This is a genomic window from Photobacterium sp. HL06, from assembly GCF_059552575.1.
Genome location: NZ_CM183914.1, coordinates 1,266,503 through 1,283,404 on the forward strand (window position 1 = coordinate 1,266,503; position 16,902 = coordinate 1,283,404).

General features: G+C 48.4%; 13 protein-coding genes. 10 read left to right on the forward strand and 3 right to left on the reverse strand.

Annotated elements, in window-relative coordinates:
- Positions 1-201 precede the first annotated feature (201 nt).
- From AC51G0_RS06150 to AC51G0_RS06165, 4 genes are all read left to right on the forward strand, one after another.
- Positions 202-1,710, forward strand: a complete 1,509-nt coding sequence (locus AC51G0_RS06150; protein ID WP_496301175.1) for a fumarate hydratase — start codon at positions 202-204, stop codon at positions 1,708-1,710.
- Positions 1,711-2,056: 346 nt separating this feature from the next.
- A complete protein-coding gene (locus tag AC51G0_RS06155; RefSeq protein ID WP_496301176.1) occupies positions 2,057-3,091 on the forward strand; it encodes an efflux RND transporter periplasmic adaptor subunit in 1,035 nt (344 codons plus the stop codon).
- 1 nt (position 3,092) lies between these two features.
- Positions 3,093-4,181 (forward strand): efflux RND transporter periplasmic adaptor subunit, encoded by a 1,089-nt coding sequence (locus AC51G0_RS06160; protein WP_496301177.1) that lies wholly within the window; start codon positions 3,093-3,095, stop codon positions 4,179-4,181.
- Positions 4,181-7,249: an efflux RND transporter permease subunit gene (locus tag AC51G0_RS06165; protein ID WP_496301178.1), complete on the forward strand. Its 3,069-nt coding sequence runs from the start codon at positions 4,181-4,183 to the stop codon at positions 7,247-7,249. Before AC51G0_RS06160 ends, AC51G0_RS06165 begins: the two co-directional genes overlap by 1 nt.
- Positions 7,250-7,307: 58 nt before the next feature.
- Here AC51G0_RS06165 and AC51G0_RS06170 read toward each other — a convergent pair whose 3' ends face one another.
- The 3 genes from AC51G0_RS06170 to AC51G0_RS06180 form a co-directional block, all read right to left on the reverse strand.
- Positions 7,308-8,189 (reverse strand): patatin-like phospholipase family protein, encoded by an 882-nt coding sequence (locus AC51G0_RS06170; RefSeq protein WP_496301180.1) that lies wholly within the window; start codon positions 8,187-8,189, stop codon positions 7,308-7,310.
- Positions 8,190-8,413: 224 nt separating this feature from the next.
- Complete coding sequence (gene pyrC, locus AC51G0_RS06175) at positions 8,414-9,442, reverse strand: dihydroorotase (RefSeq protein WP_496301181.1); 1,029 nt, start codon at positions 9,440-9,442, stop codon at positions 8,414-8,416.
- Between the two features lie 264 nt (positions 9,443-9,706).
- Positions 9,707-11,710 (reverse strand): methyl-accepting chemotaxis protein, encoded by a 2,004-nt coding sequence (locus AC51G0_RS06180; protein WP_496301183.1) that lies wholly within the window; start codon positions 11,708-11,710, stop codon positions 9,707-9,709.
- Between the two features lie 379 nt (positions 11,711-12,089).
- Between AC51G0_RS06180 and hinT the strand changes: the two genes are divergently transcribed.
- The 6 genes from hinT (at position 12,090) to AC51G0_RS06210 (ending at position 16,839) form a co-directional block, all read left to right on the forward strand.
- Entirely contained in the window at positions 12,090-12,440 is a 351-nt protein-coding gene (gene hinT / locus AC51G0_RS06185; RefSeq protein WP_496301184.1) for a purine nucleoside phosphoramidase, read from the forward strand.
- Between the two features lie 121 nt (positions 12,441-12,561).
- A complete protein-coding gene (locus AC51G0_RS06190) occupies positions 12,562-13,947 on the forward strand; it encodes a COG3014 family protein (protein WP_496301185.1) in 1,386 nt (461 codons plus the stop codon).
- Between the two features lie 2 nt (positions 13,948-13,949).
- The gene (locus AC51G0_RS06195; RefSeq protein ID WP_496301880.1) at positions 13,950-14,336 is read left to right on the forward strand and encodes a YcfL family putative periplasmic lipoprotein; all 387 of its coding nucleotides are present in this window, start codon (positions 13,950-13,952) and stop codon (positions 14,334-14,336) included.
- A 59-nt stretch (positions 14,337-14,395) separates the two neighbouring features.
- Positions 14,396-14,989 (forward strand): penicillin-binding protein activator LpoB, encoded by a 594-nt coding sequence (gene lpoB / locus AC51G0_RS06200; RefSeq protein ID WP_496301186.1) that lies wholly within the window; start codon positions 14,396-14,398, stop codon positions 14,987-14,989.
- 53 nt (positions 14,990-15,042) lie between these two features.
- Positions 15,043-15,885, forward strand: coding sequence for a phosphotransferase (locus tag AC51G0_RS06205; RefSeq protein ID WP_496301187.1), 843 nt, complete (start codon positions 15,043-15,045; stop codon positions 15,883-15,885).
- Positions 15,886-15,993: 108 nt separating this feature from the next.
- Positions 15,994-16,839 carry a DUF6279 family lipoprotein gene (locus tag AC51G0_RS06210; protein ID WP_496301188.1) on the forward strand — a complete coding sequence of 282 codons (846 nt, stop codon included), beginning with the start codon at positions 15,994-15,996 and terminating at the stop codon, positions 16,837-16,839.
- Positions 16,840-16,902 lie beyond the last annotated feature (63 nt).

The following is a 16,902-nucleotide window of genomic DNA, read 5'->3' on the forward strand; positions in this document are numbered from 1 at the left end:
TTTTATTTTTACTAGCACGGTATAAATGGTTTACAAAGGACATTGCCATGAGGATCATGGCCGCGTGGTTGCATTGTTCCCTGCATGCTTTATTCCCTATGCGCAGGGCACGAATGATGTGAATCACACCCTACACTGGAAGCATGCTGTAACGGCAAAAAGTCGGGCGCCATGGAACGATAATAATCAACGAGGGCAATTATGACCGTCATTCGTAAACAAGATGTGATTGATAGTGTAGCGGATGCGCTACAGTATATTTCATATTACCACCCGCTGGATTTTGTTCAGGCTTTAGAAAAAGCCTATAACAAAGAGCAGAGCCAGGCCGCGAAAGATGCCATTGCGCAGATCCTGATCAACTCGCGCATGTCGGCAGAAGGGCACCGTCCAATCTGTCAGGATACTGGTATCGTAACCTGTTTTGTCAAAATCGGTATGAATGTACAGTGGGACAGCGATCTGACTGTGCAGGAAATGATCGACGAAGGTGTTCGCCTGGCCTACACCAACCCGGATAACCCGTTACGAGCCTCTGTCGTCGCGGACCCTGCCGGAAGTCGTAAGAATACCAAGGATAATGCACCGGCTGTCGTGCATATCGATATGGTTCCGGGTGATAAGGTTGAGATCCAAATTGCTGCCAAGGGTGGTGGTTCAGAAAACAAAACCAAGATGGTGATGCTGAACCCGTCGGATGATGTTGCTGAATGGGTTGAAAAAACGGTTCCGCTGATGGGAGCAGGTTGGTGCCCGCCGGGTATGCTGGGTATCGGTATTGGCGGTACGGCTGAGAAAGCAGCAGTACTGGCTAAAGAGTCGTTGATGGAATCCGTTGATATCCACGAGCTGCAAGAGCGTGGCGCGCAGAATGCCGAAGAAGAGCTCCGCCTCGATATCTACAACCGCGTCAATAAACTGGGTATTGGTGCCCAGGGCCTAGGTGGCCTGACAACGGTTGTTGATGTGAAAATCAAAACAGCCCCAACGCATGCGGCGTCCAAGCCGGTGTGTATGATCCCGAACTGTGCGGCAACCCGTCATGTTCACTTTAAGCTAGATGGTTCAGGTCCTGCTGATCTGACGCCACCGAAGCTGGAAGACTGGCCGGAAGTGACTTGGGAAGTGGGCGAGAACGTCCGCCGGGTCAATATTGATGAAGTCACCAAAGCCGATGTTCAGGAATGGAAGTCCGGCGAGACAGTTTTGTTATCAGGTAAAATCCTGACAGGTCGTGATGCCGCCCACAAGCGAATTCAGGATATGTTGGCGAAAGGTGAAGATTTCCCTGTCGATTTCAATAACCGCTTTATCTACTACGTTGGCCCAGTTGATGCTGTCGGTGATGAGGTCGTTGGTCCGGCAGGTCCTACAACTTCAACGCGCATGGACAAGTTCACAGAAATGATGCTTGGCCAGGCGGGCCTTACCGGTATGATTGGTAAAGCAGAACGTGGCCCGGCAGCGATTGAGTCTATCAAAGAGCATAAAGCGGTTTATTTGATGGCTGTAGGCGGCGCTGCCTACTTGGTTGCCAAAGCAATCAAGAAAGCACGCGTGGTGGCCTTTGAAGATCTTGGCATGGAAGCTATCTACGAGTTTGAAGTCGAAGATATGCCGGTTACCGTTGCCGTTGATGCTGAAGGTACCAATGCCCACCAAACAGGCCCTGATACCTGGAAAGTAAACATTGCGGAAATGGATGCATAGTCGCCAAATCCCGGTTAGTCATTAATAAAGGAGCCTTGTAGGCTCCTTTTTATTTGTTTGATATTCAATTACACCTGATTTAACACCTTCATCCTGATTCTCTCTGAAATATCTCTTCTGCAGGTGCTTAATCCCCCTAAGGGGGGGCGTCACCTTTCAATTGTGCTTAATGAGTTGTTTTTTCTTATTTTTCGCTGTTTGTTGGGTTTCTGTGTTGTTTTATTGGCTACACTATTAACTTGCAATTAAAGGCTTTTTGTAATGAATGAGTCGGGGCTGTTGGATGTTCTTGCGCTTGATACCAGAAGAAAAACGAGAGCGAACAATAAAAACGTAGAGGGGTTGTATGGGGCGCGCGATATTAGTGACCGTCATCGCTGGCTTGCTATTGTCAGGGTGCGGTGAAAAGAAGGTTGAGGTTCCTGAACCGGAGTCAAGGCCGGTAAAGTTGCAAACGGTCTCCGTGGGCAATAACGAAACGTATCGGACATTTCCTGCTACCGTTGAAGCCGGAGACAAAGCGGTATTGGCATTTAGGGTTTCAGGACAAGTTACCTCTTTGGATGTGAAGCCTGGAACCAATGTTAAGCGTGGGCAACAATTAGCAAGCTTGAACAAAGATGAGCTCACGCTGTTGGTTGAACAAGCACAGGCGAATTATGAACTGGCGTATGTTCAGTTTAAGCGAGATGAAGAGCTTAGAAAAACCAATGTAGTTTCAGAACTCGATTACGACACCTCAAAAGCTGAGTTAAAACAAGCCAAAGCCGAGTTGAGCAAACAAAAATCTAACTTAGGCTATGCAACATTAGTTGCACCCTATGATGGGACATTGTCTCTATCATTAATCGAGAACTATGAATATGTAATGGCCAAAGATCCTGTTGTACATATCCAAAGTGCAGGCCTTATTAATGTTACCTTCCAATTACCCGATCATCTATTGGCTCGCTTCCAAGGTAAGTCTCAGACTCAGCCAAGCGTCATATTCGATACCATTCCGGGAGAAGTTTATCCTGCGCAGTTTAAAGAGATCGATACTGAAGCAGATGCAAAAACTTCCAGCTATAAAGTGACACTATTTATGGAGCGCCCTGAGAGTAAAAATATCCTTCCCGGTATGGCTGGTTTGGTGAAAGTTGCTATTCCCAAAGGGAGCTCAGGGGCAATTTCCAAGCGGGCGATCATGAAAGAGGGGAATGCAATCTATGTCTGGTATATCGACGAAGCCGGTATTGCGCATAAAACCCAAGTTGAGCTTGATGACAAAGGGCGAGTGGTGAAAGGGTTGAATGATGGCGATCAAATTGCGACTTCTGGGATCGCTGAACTACAGGATGGTCAGAAAGTACGGGCTTGGGTTAAGGAGAGAGGGCTGTAATATGAAAAAACTATCCCTTATCTCAATGGCGCTGGCGACGGTATTTATCCTGTCTGGTTGTGAAAAGCCGTTAGTTGAAGAGAGACAAGTTGTTCAGCTGGTTAGTGTGAGTGTTGTTGCCTTGGCTGAAGAAGCCCCTCAGCTTACCTTTCCGGCTGTAGCTGCGGCTGCTGACAAGTCGAGCCTGTCATTTCGAATCCAGGGTGAGGTGATCCGTATTGCAGTGCGCCCAGGTGATTTTGTAAAAAAAGGCCAGTTGCTAGCAGAACTTGATCCAACAGACTACCAGCTGGAAGTTGACGATGCACAGGCAAAATACAATGTTGCGGACAGCCAATACCGCCGCTCTGCCAAGTTGGTGGACAAGGGTTTTTTGGCTCAGTCACAGTTTGATGAGTTGAGAGCGCACCGTAAGATCGCCCATGCAAGGCTCAAGATTGCCAAACTTAACCTCACATTTACTAAGCTGAATGCCCCGTTTGACGGCGTGATCTCACGGGTTCCTATGGAGCAGTTTGAAAATGTGCAAGTCGGACAGCAAGTGATGAATATTCATAGTACCAAAATGGTGGATATTCTTATTCAGGCACCTGATCTTATTTATTCCCAAAGTACTGCTATTGATATTCAAGAATCTAGGCCTGGCTCTCGGATTGTGATGACTGATGGGACTGAGTACAGGGCTTTGTTGAAAGAGTTCACTACCGAGCCCGATCCTGAATCCGGTTCATTCCTGGTGACTTTGACCATGCCGATGCCGAAAGATCGTTTTGTTCTTGATGGCATGGCGGTTGAAGTTCGAGCGGATGCGCAAAAACTGAAAATCTATAAAAAGGGTGAGCCTGTGATCCCACTGGAAGCCATTTTCAATGAAGATGGTGATGGTTTATCACCAGCCGAAAAATTTGTTTGGGTTGTCAATGCTGACAAGACAGTGACCAAGCGCCGCGTGGTAACAGATAAAGTTGTACCTGAAGGTGCCCGGTTGCAGGCTGGTTTGAGTGAAGGGGAAACCATTGTTGTCGCAGGAGGTAACCGATTACGGGAAGGCCAGCAAGTGGAAGTCATTAGCAAGGAGGCTGAACAATAATGAAACAAGATATCGCAGCCTATTTCATTAAAAACAAAGTGATTAGCTGGATGGTGTCCCTGATCTTCCTGATCGGCGGTACGATGGCATTTTTCGGTTTGGGGCGATTGGAAGACCCGGCATTTACCATTAAAGATGCCATGGTAGTTACGGCTTATCCTGGGGCCACACCGCTCCAGGTTGAGGAAGAGGTGACCTATCCGATTGAGAAGGCGATCCAGCAGTTAACGTATGTTGATGAAGTCAACTCCATCTCCAGCCGTGGTTTGTCTCAGATCACCGTGACGATGAAAAACAATTATGGCCCGGATGACTTACCACAGATCTGGGATGAATTGCGGCGTAAGGTGAATGATCTCGAGCCGAATTTACCTCCCGGTGTAGCCTCCCCATCGGTGATTGATGACTTCGGTGATGTCTACGGCATTCTGCTGGCCATTACGGGGGAGGGGTATTCGTATAAAGAGCTGAATGATTATGTTGACTACTTGCGCCGTGAGGTCGAGCTTGTCAACGGGGTCGGTAAAGTCTCTGTTACGGGCACGCAGCAAGAGCAGGTTTTTATTGAAATATCGATGCAGCGTTTGAGCAGTTTAGGTATTTCGCTGCAGACAATATACAACACGCTTGCGATGCAAAACATAGTCTCGAGCGCCGGTGCGGTAAAAATTGGTACAGAATATGTTCGTGTCCACCCAACCGGGGAGTTTACCGATGTTGATGCCCTCGGAGATTTGATCATTACCGATAGCGGGGCCGAAGGCTTGATCTATTTGCGTGATGTCGCCGAGATCAAGCGTGGTTTTAAAGAAGTACCTGATAACCTGGTTAGCTACAATGGAAAAGTAGCGCTGAATGTCGGGGTCTCGTTTGTTTCTGGTGTCAATGTTGTCGAAATAGGTAAAGGTGTCTACCGCCGCCTAGATGAACTCAAAGAGCAGCAGCCCATCGGTATTGATATCGGTGTAGTCTATAGCCAGCCGGATGAAGTAGATAAGTCCGTTAGGGGGTTCATTGTTAGCCTTGGCCAGGCGGTGGCGATTGTTATTGTCGTTTTGCTGTTCTTCATGGGGTTGCGCTCTGGCCTCTTAATTGGTTTGATTTTGCTGTTAACTGTGTTGGGTACGTTTGTCTTCATGAGTTGGATGGCGATTGACTTGCAACGTATATCGCTCGGGGCCTTGGTAATTGCTCTCGGGATGTTGGTAGATAATGCCATCGTGGTCGTCGAAGGGGTTCTGATAGGGATACAAAAAGGGCGAACGCGGATGCAGGCGGCATCGGATATAGTGACGCAGACCAAATGGCCTTTGTTGGGGGCGACGGTTATTGCAGTCACAGCGTTTGCGCCAATCGGGCTGTCACAAGACTCGACTGGCGAGTATTGTGCAACGCTCTTTAGTGTCTTGCTGATCTCTCTGATGCTGAGTTGGTTTACGGCCATCTCACTGACCCCGTTCTTTGCGGATCTGTTTTTCAAAAGCGTTAAGGCTAATGGCGACGGCGAAGACAGCGACCCGTACAAAGGGGTTGTTTTCGTGATGTATAGGAAATCGTTGGAAGCGTGCATGAAACACGCATGGGTAACTGTGATCGTGTTGATTGTGATGCTGGGGGCGAGCTTGTATGGCTTTACCCAGCTAAAGCAGTCTTTCTTCCCGTCTTCGACGACACCGATGTTCATGGTTGATGTGTGGTTGCCGGAAGGGACAGATATTCGTTCAACCAATGATAAGTTGCGTGAACTGGAGAATTGGGCCAGTGAGCAAGAGCATGTTAGCCATGTATCATCCAGTGCCGGTAAAGGTTCACAGCGCTTCATGCTGACCTATTCGCCAGAAAAGAGCTATTCATCGTATGGCGAGCTGATCATTCGCCTCGACAGCTATGGCGATGTGATGCCAATGTTACACAAAGTCAGTGCTGAGCTCGACGCCAAGCATCCCGACATCGAATACAAGCTAAAACGTATTGAGCTGGGCCCATCGTCAGGATCAAAAATCGAAGCGCGTTTGGTTGGGCCAGATCCAACCGTTCTTCGAACCCTTGCCCAGCAGACACTTGATATCATGCGGGCTGATCCTGGTGCATTTAACGTCCGTCATGACTGGCGTGAGCGCACCAAGGTCCTTGAGCCGATCTTCAATGAAAGTCAGGCACGTCGCTACGGGATCACAAAATCCGAAGTGGATGATTTACTACAAATGGCTTTTTCTGGTTTGTCTGTTGGTATCTACCGTGATGGCACCAACTTGATGCCGATTGTTGCCCGCTTGCCTGACGAAGAGCGGGTGGACGTCAGTACGATTGAAGGCATGAAGATTTGGAGCCCGGCAATCCAAGGCTATGTGCCTCTCCAGCAAGTCATGCTCGGGGTGAATGTACGGTGGGAAGATCCGTTGGTGGTGCGCAAGAACCGTAAGCGGATGCTCACTATTATGGCAGACCCTGATCCATTGGGTGATGAAACAGCTGCAACCTTGCAAGGGCGTATTCAGTCAAAAATTGAAGCATTGGATTTCCCTCCGGGGTATTCATTGGAGTGGGGCGGTGAATATGAATCATCAGCTGATGCGAAGGCGTCACTGTTCCAGACTATGCCGATGGGATATCTGTTTATGTTCCTGATCACTATCTTCTTGTTCAACAAAGTGAAAGAAGCTGTGATTGTATGGGCGACGGTTCCGCTGGCGATTATCGGGGTCACGACGGGATTGCTAGTGCTGAATACTCCATTTGGCTTTATGGCCTTGCTGGGCTTTTTGAGCCTGTCTGGCATGCTGGTCAAAAACGGTATTGTACTGCTTGATCAGATTGAAATAGAAATCAGTAGCGGCAAGGAGAAGTACCAAGCCGTGGTTGATGCGGCAGTGAGTCGTGTGCGCCCTGTGTGTATGGCAGCTATTACAACAGTTCTCGGTATGATCCCGCTCTTGCCTGATGTTTTCTTTAAGCCAATGGCGGTAACTATTATGTTCGGGTTGGGCTTTGCGACAGTGCTAACACTGATTGTGGTGCCTGTTCTTTACCGGATGTTCCATAGTTTGAAGATCCCCCAGACGTCATAGTTTGTGGTTATCGTATATAAATCCCCCAGCCTGCCGGTAGGGGGATTTATGCCATTTTCTACACGCAAAAATGACAATTCTCGTCGTCTAACCCATGGAGCCCCTGTAGATTGGCCATATGCTCTTGCCCGGCGCTTAAACCCATCTCATAGCCTTGTTGCAATAAGGGTTTCTTCATCGTAAGCCGTTTCACCGCAAAGCCCTCTGACGGTGCGATCACCCTGATAATCGTGCCTTTGGGCGGATTGCGGATAAAATCGAGCGATTGATTATAATTTTCGGCCCTTACGTTCATCGCATTCGCTAGCTCTGGATGACGGGCGAGCAATTTTTTCATTATCCAGGGGTATTTGCTTGGCTGCTTTTGATAACTCAATGGATGAGACAAAATAACAGTGATGTCACGGGCACCTCGGCGGTAGGCTTCTTTTACCGGGATAGAGTTAGCAACACCGCCGTCGGTAAAGCAACCGCCAGAAAAGCAGGGGGTAGACTTAAAGGCAATGGGAAGCGCTGCGGTCGCGACCATGGCATTTTCCAGGTTATGCTCGTTAACTTGGTAATAATCCGCCTCGCCAGTGTCAATATTGGTCACTGTGGCCAAAAGCGGTATTGACGAAAACAGTTGTTCTTTATCGACAGGAAATTGCTTATTTGATTCACTCCAGAGCCATTTCACATCGGTTAAGTCGCCGCCTTTGAGAAAACGTGGTGGATTGAAAAAACGCTTGCTGGTGGCGAGTTCAGTTATCACCTGGTAACTGCGGCCCGGTGCGTGGGCGATATAACCCAGCAAGTTAGAAGCGCCAGCCGATACACCGATGGCAAAGTCGTACGGTTGAAAGTCAGCCTCCATGAAAGCGTCCAGTACACCACTGGCAAAGATCCCGCGCATCGCCCCGCCCTCAACGATTAATGCTCGGCTATTATCAAAATGCATATCTACCTCAACTGTGATTAACGTACGGAGGATACGTTTAATCGCGTTGTCGAGATAATGGATAATGTTTATTGAATTGGTAGGTGAAACCTATCTTGCGTGAGGGTCGAGATAAAAAAATCCCCTACCTATGGGTAGGGGATTGAGAAAACAGAAGTAACCCGGAGGCTCTTTACTGGCAGCTTGCTAATACCTTTGCGCTAGAAGGTATTAGTCGCTTGGGTTTAGATAACTTTCCAGCTCATCGTTTCACCTGCACGGATTGGCACGACAACATCGCTGCCAAATGCCATGGCCTCAGGCACTGTCCAGTTTTCTTTTACCAGCGTAATGGTATCGGTATTGCGTGGCAGGCCATAGAAATCAGGGCCATTGAAGCTGGCAAAGGCTTCGAGTTTTTCCAGTGCACCAGCTTGCTCAAAGACTTCTGCGTACAGCTCAATTGCAGCGTGGGCGGTGTAAGAGCCCGCACAGCCACATGCCGATTCTTTGCGGCCCTGGGCGTGAGGGGCAGAGTCAGTACCAAGGAAGAACTTAGGGCTGCCGCTAGTTGCTGCTTCAACCAGTGCCTGCTGGTGAGTGTTGCGTTTTAAGATTGGCAGGCAGTAGAAATGTGGGCGGATCCCGCCAACCAGCATGTGGTTGCGGTTGAACATCAAGTGGTGGGCGGTGATGGTTGCCCCCACGTTTGGCCCGGCATTGTTGACAAACTCTACCGCATCTTTGGTGGTGATATGCTCGACAACAACCTTAAGGTTTGGCATCTGCTCGACAATAGGTGCCAGCACAGTATCAAGGAAGGCTTTTTCACGGTCGAAGATATCGACATCGTGCGTTGTCACTTCGCCATGGATCAGCAAAGGCATACCGACGTCTTCCATTGCCTGAAGTGTAGGCAGCAGCTTGTCGATAGAGGTAACGCCTGAATCTGAATTCGTCGTTGCACCTGCAGGATACAGTTTTGCCGCATAGATATGGCCTGTGGCCTTGGCTTTGCGAATTTCTTCAGGAGAGGTGTTGTCGGTGAGGTAGAGGGTCATTAGAGGAAAGAAATTGCCTTGAGGCTTTTCGGCTAGAATACGATCGCGGTAGGCTAATGCGGCTTCGGTATCGGTAACCGGTGGAACCAGGTTCGGCATAATGATCGCCCGCCCCATGTATTGACTGATATCGCGAACGGTATCTTTTAATACGTCGCCATCACGTAAATGCACATGCCAGTCATCAGGACGTGTAATTGTCATAGTCGTCATAATTGCTTCCCTCCCAAAATTTTGCCCGATTCTAAAAGCATCCCTACCTTAAGTAAAGCTCAACAATCAAACAAGATACCCAATTGATGATTAATAGCGCAATCGTTTGCAGAGGCAAGGGATTAGGAGCGGGAATAATTAAGCCAGCAGTAATTGCTGGCTTTGCTTGTTAATAAGAGTAAGTGGGTTCAGGGTACTGGATATCTCCGTCACTACGCTCTGCTTTATTCCCTAGGCCCTGCTCCTCCTAGGACCTTATCTTCCCTACAACTTAAACCGCGTCACCAAGTCTTTTTGCTGGTGGGCTAGACTATCTAGCTTACTACTTGCTTCAGCGACTTCTTCCATTGCGTTGTAGTTGGAATCGGCAATATGACTGATATCTTCCAGGCTCCGGGCAATCGACGTGGTGGTGGTACGCTGTTCTTCGGCAGCCTGTGCAATCTGTGAACTCATTTGGCTGATTTCGAAAATGATAGCCTGGATTTCTTCCATGGCGCTATTGGCATCGGATGCCTGGTTAATGCTGTTTTCCATTTCGGTCACACAGCTTTGCATCACTGATACGGCCTGGCCGGAACGGGACTGAAGGTTTTGGATCATCCCTTCAATTTCAGCCGTCGAATCGGTGGTGCGCTTTGCCAGAACCCGGACTTCGTCGGCAACCACCGCGAAGCCTCTCCCTTGATCGCCTGCGCGAGCCGCTTCAATCGCCGCGTTAAGTGCCAGCAGGTTGGTCTGATCGGCGATATTACGGATCACATCGAGGATAGAGCCGATATTACTGCTCATTTCCTGGAGCTTCGATACGGCATTTACAGATTCATCAAGTCGCTCGGAAAGCTGATGGGCCGTATTGATATTTCGGCTCATTACCTCACGGCCGGTGTTAGAGGCTTTCTCGACTTCATGAACGCGTTCCATGGTGTTTTGCGCACTGTGTGAGACATCCGTCACGGATTGTTCCATTTCGGTCATGGCTGTCGCGACAGATGCTGTTTGCTGTCGTTGCTCGTTGAGACGGTTTTTCGCTTCAGATGTTGTCGTCTGGTTTTCCTCTGCAACGGTTGCCAAATCGCCTGACGCCTGGCTGAGTTTACCCAGCACCTCTTGTAAGTTATCTGCCAGCGTATTGATGTGACGGCTGAGTTTGTTGAATTCGACGAAGTTGTTGTTGTCGCTTCGCTTGGTCATGTCACCATTGGTGAGTGCTTCTAAGGTTTTAAGCGTTGATTCTAGCGGCTTGCGAACACTTTGTGCCAGATACCAGCCGATGAAAACAGCAAATAGGGTAGCACCGATACCGATCATGATGGCATTGCTGAGCCCTTGGCTATAAGCGTTGTCAGCATTGGCAATGGCACTGTCCATATCGGCGTTAGCCTGGGTTCTGAAGGTATCGAGCAGGTCAGTGGCTTGGTCAATTTCCGTGGCCAGGGTGGCGATATTGCCGTAAAGGCGGTTGCGGGCATCAATAAAGCGGTAGTGGACATCCAGTACACCGCCAGGTTTTCCGATATCGAGTGTGTATTGTTCAATGGACTTGTCGAAAGTCGCCTTTAGCTCCGGCATTAATTCGGTTAGTGAGCGGTAGGCATTACCAAGGTGGTTAACGTAACGCTTGTTGTCTTTGACGGCTTTATCGATGATCGTAATATCATCAGTTGCCAATGCATCGGAAGTGAGGGTTTCTGTCTGGCGAAGCTTAATGAAGTAGTTCTTGGCGATCATCTTGACCGAAATACTGTCTTGATCTTCGACGTATTCTTTCATTCGCGTATTCAGCTCGTTGTGCAGTTGCTGAAAACGGCGTGCCGATTGTAATCGTTCTTCCTGGGCCAATAATTGAGCGCGGTAGTTTTCCATGGCGACATGGGCTTCGGAAAAATACCGCTCCTCAAGTGCAATCAGTTCGTTTAGCTGAGTGCTGAGGGCGCCATTGCCTTTAGCTGCCCCCTCAAGTTGATCTAGGGCTTCGATGAACGCGCGATGCGCCTGGCTAAAGTTTTCCTCATAGGCTTTCATTCGTTCAGGGTTCTGGCTGGTAAGAAAGTCTTTGAAAACCTTGTCGGCGGCCAGCAGCCGGACGCTAGTTTGGTTTGCTGTAGACACCAAAGGCAGTGCATCCGAAGTCACGGCTTTGAGCTGGCTGTGAATCCGGTTTGTTCCGTCAAGCATCAGAACAATCGTTGCGGCAAATAGGATAACCATTACCGCAAACCCAGTGTACATACGTCGTATGACAGAGGTTTGTCTCATTGTCTTCATAATATCCCTAAAAATGGCAAATGCGGACGACAGCAAGCCCACATAAAGTACAGTAATACGAAGCTGTAATTATGTTATTGACCTTCGTATAAAATGTGATGCCGAAATTTCAAGCGTCAAAATAAGCACACTAAAAAGGACAAAATCGACTCACTTATCACTCAGACTTGTTGTCTTGGGGAGGAGTGACAGCCTCTGATGATAAATGAATAACACCTACGCATACTTTGACGACTGCATCAAAAAAAAACATCTTTTGTGAAATATTCACTGGAAAAATGGTTTAAAACGGTGTTCAATATTGCTCTATAGTTTTGAGTCAAGCATACTCCACAGTTAGGACATAGCCTAAGACACAACATAGTAAATGGAGCATGATATGGCAGAAGAAACCATCTTCAGCAAAATTATTCGTAAGGAAATTCCGGCAGATGTTTTATATCAGGATGATTTAGTGACTGCGTTCAGGGATATTAATCCTCGTGCACCAAGCCATATCTTAATCATCCCGAATAAGCTGATCCCAACGGTGAATGATGTCGATGTGGATGATGAAGCGATGATGGGGCGCTTGTTTACTGTTGCGCGTAAGCTGGCGGAAAAAGAGGGCGTGTCAGAAGACGGGTACCGTCTGATTGTTAACTGTAATCCTCATGGTGGCCAAGAAGTCTACCATATCCACATGCACCTTCTTGCTGGTCGCCCGCTAGGTCCAATGCTGGTTGGGTAATACGAAATAGTCACCCGTGATAGACGCGGGAACTAATATTGCTGAGTCAGGTCTGAGTGGATTATGTTTTTGAATCATAGACACTCAGACTTTTTTGTATAGAGAACTGGTTATTAATACAATGCTAAAACATGCTGCAGTGCTGGTGCTATCGTTGAGCATGACGGCTTGTGCGAATTTATCGACTCAGAGTTTATTCAGCCATTATAGTGCGTCAAACGCGCAGGCTCATGAAGCCCTGCAACAGGGGAAATACCAGCAGGCGATCGAAGCGCTTCCCGAGGCTCCGGCGGGGGATATCCTTGATGGTATGGAGCGGGGACGGGTTAATTTCGTCGCTGAGCAATATCCAAATAGTTTTGTGGCCCTGCAACGTGCCGATATGGCAGTAAAAGAGCAGCAACGTCAGGCTAGCATTCAAATTTCCGAAGGATTAAACCAGGCAGGGGCGCTGCTAACCAACGACAATATGATCACCTACCAGCCAGCTGATTATGAACTTGGTTTTTTGCACCTGTATTTAGCGCTGAATTATATTCAGCAGAAAGATTTAGAAGGGGCGCTGGTTGAAGTCCGGCGTGCCAACCAAGTTCAGGAAGCTGCACGGAAACAGCGCGAGGCAGAACTTGGACGAGCTGAACAGGAAGCACAACGTAAAGGGCTCAGTCAGAACCTGGGTGCAGTATTGGCGCGGTATCCGGATACCGGGGAAAAGTTAGCGAATGTCCAGAACGGCTATTTGTTTTACCTGTCTGGAATACTGTACGAGGCCGACGGTGATTTAAATAGTGCTTATATCGATTACAAGCGCGCTTTGGCAGTAGCTCCGGGTAATATGTATATCGCCAATACGGTATTGCGCCTGGCGACCCGTATGCAGATGAAAGGCGACCTTAACAAATTGCAGGCACGTTACGGCAAATATACTCCCGCCCAAGCAGGAAGTGGACGGGTTGTGATCCTTGATGAACAAGGCGTGGTCCAGGCCCGTGATGGTTGGCGCTTGCCACTGTGGTTGCAAGACAGCCGGGGCGATGGCGTAATTTATAACCTTGCTTTGCCTTATTACGGTAATACGCCGAGCCCGCGTTTGAGTCCGTTAGTGCTCGATAGCCAGTCAGTGAATAGCAGTGAGCTGGCCAATGTCAACAATATGGCCAAGAGCAGCCTGAACGAAGAGTTACCGGTGATTGTTGTTCGCCAGGCACTGCGGGTGTTGGCGAAAAATGAAGTCAGAAAGTCAGCCGCCAAAAATGGCAATGATGTCGGTAATGTACTGGCGAATATTTTTAACACCCTGACTGAGCAGCCCGATACCCGAAGTTGGCAATCTTTACCATCATCTATCAGTATGTATCATACTGATTTAAAAGCAGGGAACCATCAGCTCAGCTGGAACGGCCAGAACTTGGATGTGAAGGTTGCGGCAGGCCGAACTACCATGGTTTGGGCCTCTCGCCAGGGTAACCAGCTTAGCTGGTGGTCGGTAATATTAGGAGGAAGCTAATGATGAAATATCTTTCTGTCTTGCTGTTTGCGCTGGTGTTGTCTGCCTGCTCGTCAGCGACTTCAGGGATCAGTATTGAAAGCAGCAATCAAAATGTAGTGATTGGCAATACGTCGCTAGCGCACCGGATTGCGATTGAGAAAGCCCTTATTTCTGATGTCAATGGATTGATGAAAGCCGGTGTACCTGTCACCAGTAAAACTGATTCGGATATGAAGCTGCAATATCGTTTCTATTGGTATGATGCCCAGGGGCTTGAAGTCGATGGCAGTGATAGCCCATGGCGCCAGTTTGTTCTGCATGGCAAAGACTCCATGACCTTGCAGGCGGTTGCCAGGAAACCAGAAGCAAAACAGTATCGTATCTACATCCGTCAGGCGGACTATTAATTGGGAATGTGCCACCATGGTGGCCGGCCTTGCGACAACAGTAATTTAAAGGTAATAAAATGAATAAAAGCGTAATTGCATTATTAGGTGTAGCTGCATTAATGGGTGGTTGTGCGCAAAAAGTCAGCTACGGTGATGCGCAGGAAGCAGAAACCACAACCATCGAGTTTGGTTCTACGGACTTGCAGAAGATTGCAGAAGAAATGACTGACAGCATGCTGACCTCTGGCTCGGTGGCTTATATCACTGGCAATGGTCAGCGACCAATTATTGTGGTTGAGGGTATCAAGAACAAAACCAGCGAGCACATTGATACCGAATCTATCACTGACTCAGTCAGTACTCGCATGCTGAATTCAGGCAAGTTCCGCTTCGTTGATATGACCCGTGTCGAAGCAGCCCGTAAGCAGCTAAATTTCCAAAACAATGATGAGCTTGTTAACCAAAGTACCGCGATTCAGTTCGGTAAGATGGTTGGTGCGGAATACATGCTGTATGGCAACCTGGCAAGCATTGTAAAGCAAGCTGGCAGTGATAAAGATGTTTATTACAAAATGACCATGCGCCTGATGGATCTGGAAACCGGCCTGATTGAGTGGGCGGACGAAAGTGAAATTCGCAAGCAAGAAGCCAAGAGCCTGCTTGGCTGGTAATGGTTGCTACTTGGTTGAATATGGCAGGCTGTGCTTTGCCAGCGAGGCGTTGAGTGAATACGTTTGATCCCTCTTTACTGAGCGCCTTGCCGGATCTCGAGATACTTTCTGCCAGGCCACTAACAGGTGGCCTGAGCAATCGCTGTTGGGTACTCGAGCTTTGCAACACGCAAACGTCAAAGTGCTCGAAAGCCGTTTGGCGTCCGATCGCGGAATCCACCAAGGCTTTCGGGCTTTCACGCCAGCATGAGCATCAGGTATTAGATAGTCTTCAGTCGGTGGCCATCGTCCCGCGTAGCATTGCGCTGCTAGAGCATGGCCTGCTGGTTGAATGGGTCGAGGGCGAGATGGCCGGGGATGAGCTATCGGAGCAGGATTTACTTCAGCTTCAGGTTGATATCCATGCCTTGCCTGTTCCACACTGGCGTCTTGATGTGCAAGAAAAAGCCGCACATTACTGGCAGCAGATCCCCGATAAGTATAAGTCCCCTTCGCTACAGCAGCTTTTCCATCACTATCAACAGCTACCCTCACAAGCCTGGTTTGACGATACCTGCTGTCATCATGATTTAGGCCGATACAACATTATTTGCCAACCCGATGGCAATAAGCGGGTGATTGACTGGGAATACGCGGCAGCAGGGGATCCTTCCCTTGATCTAGCCCTGACAATCAGTGCTAATGGTTTAGATGTGGAACGTGCAGTGGCGACTTACTGCCAATTACAAGGCCGGCAAGATAGCGAACGCTGGTTGGCTGCCGTGAGAGACTGGCTACCTTGGTGTGATTATCTTGCCATGCTCTGGTTTTATGTCGGCGCTTCGCTTTGGCAGGATAGAACTTATTTGTCTGAAGCTGACAAGCTGCAGCGAAAGCTGATTGTATGTCTGAATTAAGTGGCAACCTATTTCATTACTGTGAAATATACAACCGAAACTCAGGTCTACACTATTAACTCACCGATTAGCTGTTTTACAAGGACGTAAAATTGAATGGGGGTTAAAATGCCTCAAAGTATTGCCCGTTTTTTTGCAGGTGCGTTTATCTTATTGATGCTATTCGGGTGTGTTATGCGCCTGGGCTACAATACTCTCGATTTTTGGATCCCTTACTACCTGTCTGATTATGTCAGCTTGAACTCAAGTCAGGAGCGGGTGTTTGGTGCCGAGCTTGACAAGGCACTGGCTGTTCACCGCCGGCAGGAGCTTCCTAAGCTCCATCGAGAGATCTTTGCTTTGCAATCAGATTTAACAAAGCCGCTGACGTATAGCCAAGTCCGTGGCTATCACTATTCATTTACCGCTCTCGGCCAAGATTCAATGGCCTTGCTGGCCAAACCGCTGGCCGTGATGTTAAGGCTGCTGGATGATCAGCAAATTGCGCGGATGAACAGTAAGATCGAGTCTACCATTGATGAGATAAGAGAAGAGCGCGAGATCCTCACGACCAAGCAGAAAATCAAGAAACGCGCTGAGGCGCTTCAGGGTACCTCCGCAGATTGGGTTGGGCCATTAACCAGTAAGCAGCAAACCCTGTTGAAAGAGCTGGCAGGCTACCAGGTTGAAATGGAGCCGGCGTTTTTTAATGTCTGGTATCAGTTTCTGCAAAACTGGCGCTTTTTGATGAAAAACCGAAGCCAACCGGACTTTGAAGCCAGATTGAGTCAGGAGCTTCAGCAGCTGGTGGCCCTCGAAAATGATGACATTCAGGTTGAGTTGAACTTTTACCTTAACCGTCGTTTTGATGTTCTCAGGCGGTTCAATCACAGCCTAAACGATAAGCAGCGTCGTTTTTTCGATAGTCGGTTAACCGCTATTCGCAAAGATGTAGCTGTTTTGATAAATCAATAGCGCAATTGGCGTTTTTTTTGTTAACAATGTCATGTTTTTTACCTTTTAAACCATACAAAACGT